4 protein-coding genes are annotated in these 5487 nt (G+C 36.5%); 2 read left to right on the plus strand and 2 right to left on the minus strand.

Going from position 1 to position 5487, the window contains the following annotated elements; translation table 11 throughout:
* Positions 1 to 157: 157 nt before the first annotated feature.
* The gene (locus tag ACFIL8_RS05915) at positions 158 to 1369 is read right to left on the minus strand and encodes an AI-2E family transporter (RefSeq protein ID WP_375630182.1); all 1212 of its coding nucleotides are present in this window, start codon (positions 1367 to 1369) and stop codon (positions 158 to 160) included.
* A 158-nt stretch (positions 1370 to 1527) separates the two neighbouring features.
* On the opposite strand from ACFIL8_RS05915, the gene purM reads away from it, so the two are divergent.
* On the plus strand, positions 1528 to 2637 hold the full coding sequence (gene purM / locus ACFIL8_RS05920) for a phosphoribosylformylglycinamidine cyclo-ligase (RefSeq protein WP_375613081.1): 1110 nt from the start codon (positions 1528 to 1530) through the stop codon (positions 2635 to 2637).
* Positions 2634 to 3245, plus strand: coding sequence for a phosphoribosylglycinamide formyltransferase (gene purN / locus ACFIL8_RS05925; RefSeq protein WP_375613082.1), 612 nt, complete (start codon positions 2634 to 2636; stop codon positions 3243 to 3245). The genes purM and purN overlap by 4 nt, the downstream gene beginning before the upstream one ends.
* A 281-nt stretch (positions 3246 to 3526) precedes the next feature.
* On the opposite strand, the gene ACFIL8_RS05930 is transcribed toward purN, so the two are convergent.
* Positions 3527 to 5487 (minus strand): response regulator (locus tag ACFIL8_RS05930; RefSeq protein WP_375689121.1); only part of this gene is annotated, 1961 nt, incomplete at its 5' end.

Below are 5487 nucleotides of genomic sequence, written 5' to 3' on the forward strand. Positions count from 1 at the left end.
CCTTCTTTACCAACCAAAACTGCAATAGGTAAGCTCCAATTGGGCCAGTGATCAATAAGCTGAAAAGCCATACGATTGCTTTCCGTTACCACTAAATCCTCAAATTGAAAAATCGGATCATAAGGAAAATTTAAAGATAATTGCGTTTCACGCCCATTCATTTTAGCGGCTCCGAATTTCCGCTTCGCGAATACATCTGAGAACTCAGATAAGTATGAAGAGCAAAACGAACTAAAACGCCAACAGCCGCTGCCGCAGGAACAGCAACAAGCATACCAGTAAAACCAAAGAGTGAAGAAAAAGCAAAAAGTGAAAACATCAACCATACGGGATGTAATCCCACTGATGAACCTACAAGCTTGGGTTGAAGAATATAACCTTCAATAAATTGACCAATTAAAAAAAGTGCCATCACAACAATGATTCCCCCCCAATTATTGGGATAAAACTGGACCCATGCAATACCAACAGAAAGGACCAAACCACTCATTGTGCCGATATAAGGAACAAAGCTAATAAGACCAATAAACATACCAATCAAAAGACTAAAATTGAGTCCTGCAATCGTTAAACCAATAGCATAATAGCCTCCCAATATGAGACAAACTGTTCCTTGTCCACGAACAAAGCCTGCAATAGCTCTATCCATTTCATGAAAAATACTACGAACGGTTTCCAGATGATCCCGCGGTATTAACGAATCGATTGCTGTTACCATACGTGGCCAATCTAATAACATATAAAATGCCACCACAGGTGCCACAACAAATAGGCTAACGATATTAACGATTGATTTTCCTGACTTTAAAAGTGAATTCAAAAGAGACGTAATAAAATCCGAACCTTCTCCCAAAAATCCTTTAATATTATTCCGTAATTCATTTGGATCACTTCCAAAATAGCGCCTTAACCAATCAAAATCATGCTCAACAAAAAAGGTTTGAATACGATTAATGTAAACAGGTAAACCATCACTCATAAATTGCTGTATTTGCCAACTAATAACAGGAATCAAAATAATTAAAGCAGCAACAAAGGTAATAACAATAAATAGGGTGATAAGGACAGTCCCAAACACACGACGAATACCAAATTTTTCAAGTAATTGAACAATGGGATTGAGAAAATAAGCCAACACAATCCCTGCCACAAAAGGAAGCAAAATTGATCCAAAAACAAACATAAAAAGAATGAAAAAAATCAGCGTACCAAGCCAAAAAAAGATTTGTCTTTTCATATTATTCGGCAAAGGTAATTGAGTATACGCTGGCACATAAGTCTTATAACGATCACGAGATGTATTCTCACTCACTTTCTTTCTCATAAGCTGCCAAGAGGACTGTCCGTGATTATCTGATATCTTGCTCATAAAATATCCTAAAAAATTCTTCACAAAAAATTATAAACAACTTCAAAATAAGGTACAAGAAAAGTTGCTTATTTTCTTATCAATATCTCTTGCAGAGAGAACTCTATCATGGCATTGCATAATATCAAAACCTGATTTTCCATTAAAGGAAGGCTCCAATGAGCAATCAAGATCTTACAAATAATAAATCCAAGGCTGGGGATAAATCCAAAGCTGGTCTTACCTACGCAAAAGCCGGTGTAAACATCGATATGGGTAATGCCATGGTAGAAAAAATTAAACCCTTTATACGCGCAACAAAACGAGCCGGAACAGATGCAGAAATTGGCGGTTTTGGTGGACTTTTTGATTTAAAAGCAGCAGGCTTTACGGATCCTATCCTAGTAGCAGCCAATGATGGTGTGGGAACAAAATTAAAAATTGCCATTGAAGTAGGTCACCATAACACTGTAGGTATTGATCTTGTAGCTATGTGTGTCAATGATTTACTCGTACAAGGGGCTGAACCTCTCTTTTTTCTGGATTATTTTGCAACTGGAAAGCTTGACCCTGAACAAGGAGCTGCGATTGTTTCCGGTATTGCAGAAGGATGTAAACAAGCCGGTGCTGCCCTTATTGGAGGAGAAACTGCAGAAATGCCAGGAATGTATGCAGAGGGAGATTATGATCTAGCTGGTTTTGCTGTTGGAGCATGCGAACGTAGCAAGCTACTCCCTTCAAAAGATTTGACAGAAGGTGATATTATATTAGGTCTAAGCGCCTCTGGAATTCATTCCAATGGCTTTTCGCTTGTTCGACGAATCATCCAGCAAAATTATCTCAAATGGAATGACCCTGCCCCTTTTTCCCCCGAAAGCAGCCTTGGTATAGCACTTCTTACACCAACACGCATTTATGTAAAATCGCTTCTTCCCATCATGCGAAAATATGAAGGGATTAAAGCTCTTGCTCATATTACGGGTGGAGGTTTTCCTGAAAATATTCCACGTGTCCTTCCATCCTCTCTCTGCGCTGAAATTAATCTTTCTAGCATCAATGTTCCAGCAGTATTTTCATGGATTGCCAAACAAGGTAAAATAGAAGAAACAGAAATGTTAAGAACATTTAATTGTGGTATTGGCATGATCATTATCGTAGCACAGCATGCAGCTGAAACAATTACACAAGCTCTTGAAAGAAAAGGAGAGACTGTAACTCCCCTTGGCATTTTAACAAAATGCCAAGATCAAAATAAAGGAATACTTTATAAAGGGGTACTGCATTTATGAAAAAACAAATCGTCGTTTTCATTTCTGGTAATGGATCCAATATGGTCGCCCTTGCTCAAGCTAGCCAACAAACGGCATATCCTGCTGAAATCGTCGCGGTTATTTGCGATAATCCGCGTGCCAACGGTATTGAAAAAGCGCAAAACCATAACTTACCTATTCATATTGTTGATCGTAAAATTTACAAAACAAAAGAAGAGCATGAAGAAAATATTTTTACAATTTTAAATCAATATAAACCGGATTTTCTCTGCTTTGCAGGGTATATGCGCCTTATCTCACCACGTTTTGTAAAACTTTATGAAGGACGAATTCTAAATATTCATCCTTCTCTTTTGCCTTCATTTAAAGGCTTAAACACACATGAAAAAGCTTTACAAGCAGGTGTAAAAATCACGGGTTGCACTGTTCACCTTGTTACAGAAGACATGGATGCAGGAAAAATCCTTGCCCAAGCAGCCGTTCCAGTCTATCCCCATGATACTGCTGAGTGCTTAGCACAAAGAGTTCTTAAAGCAGAGCATAAACTCTATCCCGAAGCCTTAAAAGCATTTATTGAAGGGAAGAGCAAAATGGTCGATACGCAACAACAGCTTTTATCTTTTTGAGTGTATCAACAATCTATTAATCAGCATATTTCAATGCTTTACACATAGTTTTTGCTCAGTATCTACAATTGAAAATCTCTATGAAATATTGACATAATAGAGTCCATCTCTTCATAAATTTTTGCACAAAATATGTAATTTTTTGAATTTTAGTTCATTTTTAAAATTTTTCTTCTTTATTCAATTCTATGACATTATCATAAGCTCTATTTATCAAAATACTCTCGTATTTCGCCTAAAAAATCTTAAAATACGCAATTTTCTATTGCATAAATTTTTGTTTATGACGAAAGTGTTTCTTTAACTGTTACAGCTAACTGTTTGAGTGTAAAAGGCTTAGATAAAAAACCAAAAACAGCATCTTGTGGAAGATTTTTAGCAAAGGCATCTTTTGCATATCCAGAAACGAAAAGAAATTTGATATCAGGATAGTTTTTACGGACTTCCTTCAATAAAGTGGGCCCATCCATTTCTGGCATCACCACATCGGAAACAATAATATCAACTTCTCCTTTTTGTTCCTCAAGAATAGAGAGTGCTTCCACCCCACTTGCTGCCTCTAAAACCGTATATCCTCTCATTTGAAGAGCTCTTACCCCCCCCATTCTGACCGCATCTTCATCTTCAACCAATAAAACAGTCGCAGATCCTGTTAAGTCTATATTTTTATCTTTCTCTTCATCTTTTTCAATCTTTTGAGAAATTTCTCCTTTTATATTGGGGATATAACGGGGAAGAAAAATATGAAATGTTGCTCCTTCACCTTCTTTACTTTCACAATAAATATACGCACCGCTCTGCTTGATAATTCCATAAACCATTGATAAACCAAGTCCTGTTCCTTTTCCAACTTCTTTTGTTGTAAAAAATGGCTCAAACATTTTTTCTTGTATAGCAGCAGATATACCAGCCCCTGTATCTGAAATAGTCAATTGCACATACTCGCCAATTGCTAATCCAAGATGATTAAATTCAGCACTTTGTTGCTTTGTAATATTATTTGTTGCAATCGTAACAACACCTCCATCTAACATGGCATCACGCGCATTAATAACCAAATTCATAATAACACGCTGAAAAGATGCTTGATCAACTTCAACGCTCCACAAATCTCTTCCATGGATAATTTTTAACTGAATATTATTCCCCAAAAGTGGTAAAATAAGATTGCGGATATCTGATAAAAATTCAGTAAAATCGACTTCTTCAGGTCGAAGTGTTTGCTTTCTAGAAAAAGCTAATAATTGCTGGACAAGAGCAGCTGCACGATTAGCATTGTTTTTAATATTGATCAGATCAGCATGAGCAGGATCAGAACTACGATGCGTATTTAAAAGAAGATCACACGACATTAAAATTGCTGTTAAAACATTATTAAAATCATGAGCAATGCCGCCAGCCAATTGTCCTACAGCTTGCATCTTCTGACTTTGCATCATTTTATCTTCAAGAGTTTTTTGTTCGGTTGTTTCAATGACAGAGATAATAAGCAAATTTTGCAATGCATCACCGTGATAGGGCGGTACAGACATAATATGGAGCCGTAAATGGCATTCTTCATTTTTTTCTAAAACAGTTTCTAGAGAAACAAAATAATTTTTATTTGTCGCAATTCTCTGAAAAGAACGCTCTAACTGCACACAATCACGACGAGAAATAACATCATAAAAATTGACAGCTTTGTCCATACATCCCGTGAGTGATGAAAAAGCTTTATTCATATGAACCAATTGCCCTGCATGATCCACCACGGCTATTGCAAAAGGACTCGCATCAAAATATTCTCCTAATATACTGGGTAATTTTAATTGATCATCTTCTTCTTTTTGTATTTGTTGTGGAATGATCACAACACGATAAATGGCTTCCTCTTCTAAGAGAGAAGAAACAGATATAAGACAATGGAATATTTTCTCACAAGTCGTGTGTGAATTTAAACATAACGAAAACCTATAAGGTAAAGAGTAACCTGAACTTTGATATCTGTTGGTTTGTAAACAGATATCACTCCATGAGCTCTTAGCGCCAACGCTATCAAATAACGAATCAAAATTATATTGACCAATTGAGAAATTCGCTAAATCAATTGAAAACCATTCGGCAAAAGTCGCATTGGCATAAAGAATAGTTCCTTGTCTATTAACGGATACAAAACCAATAGAAGCTTGATCCAAGTGATTGATAGCCTCTTGAAGGTTCGAGAAAAAAACTTCTCGCGTTTGTTGTAAGTGCGAAATATCAG

It is taken from the genome of Bartonella sp. AP57NXGY (genome assembly GCF_042195805.1).
Taxonomy (GTDB): Bacteria; Pseudomonadota; Alphaproteobacteria; order Rhizobiales; family Rhizobiaceae; genus Bartonella.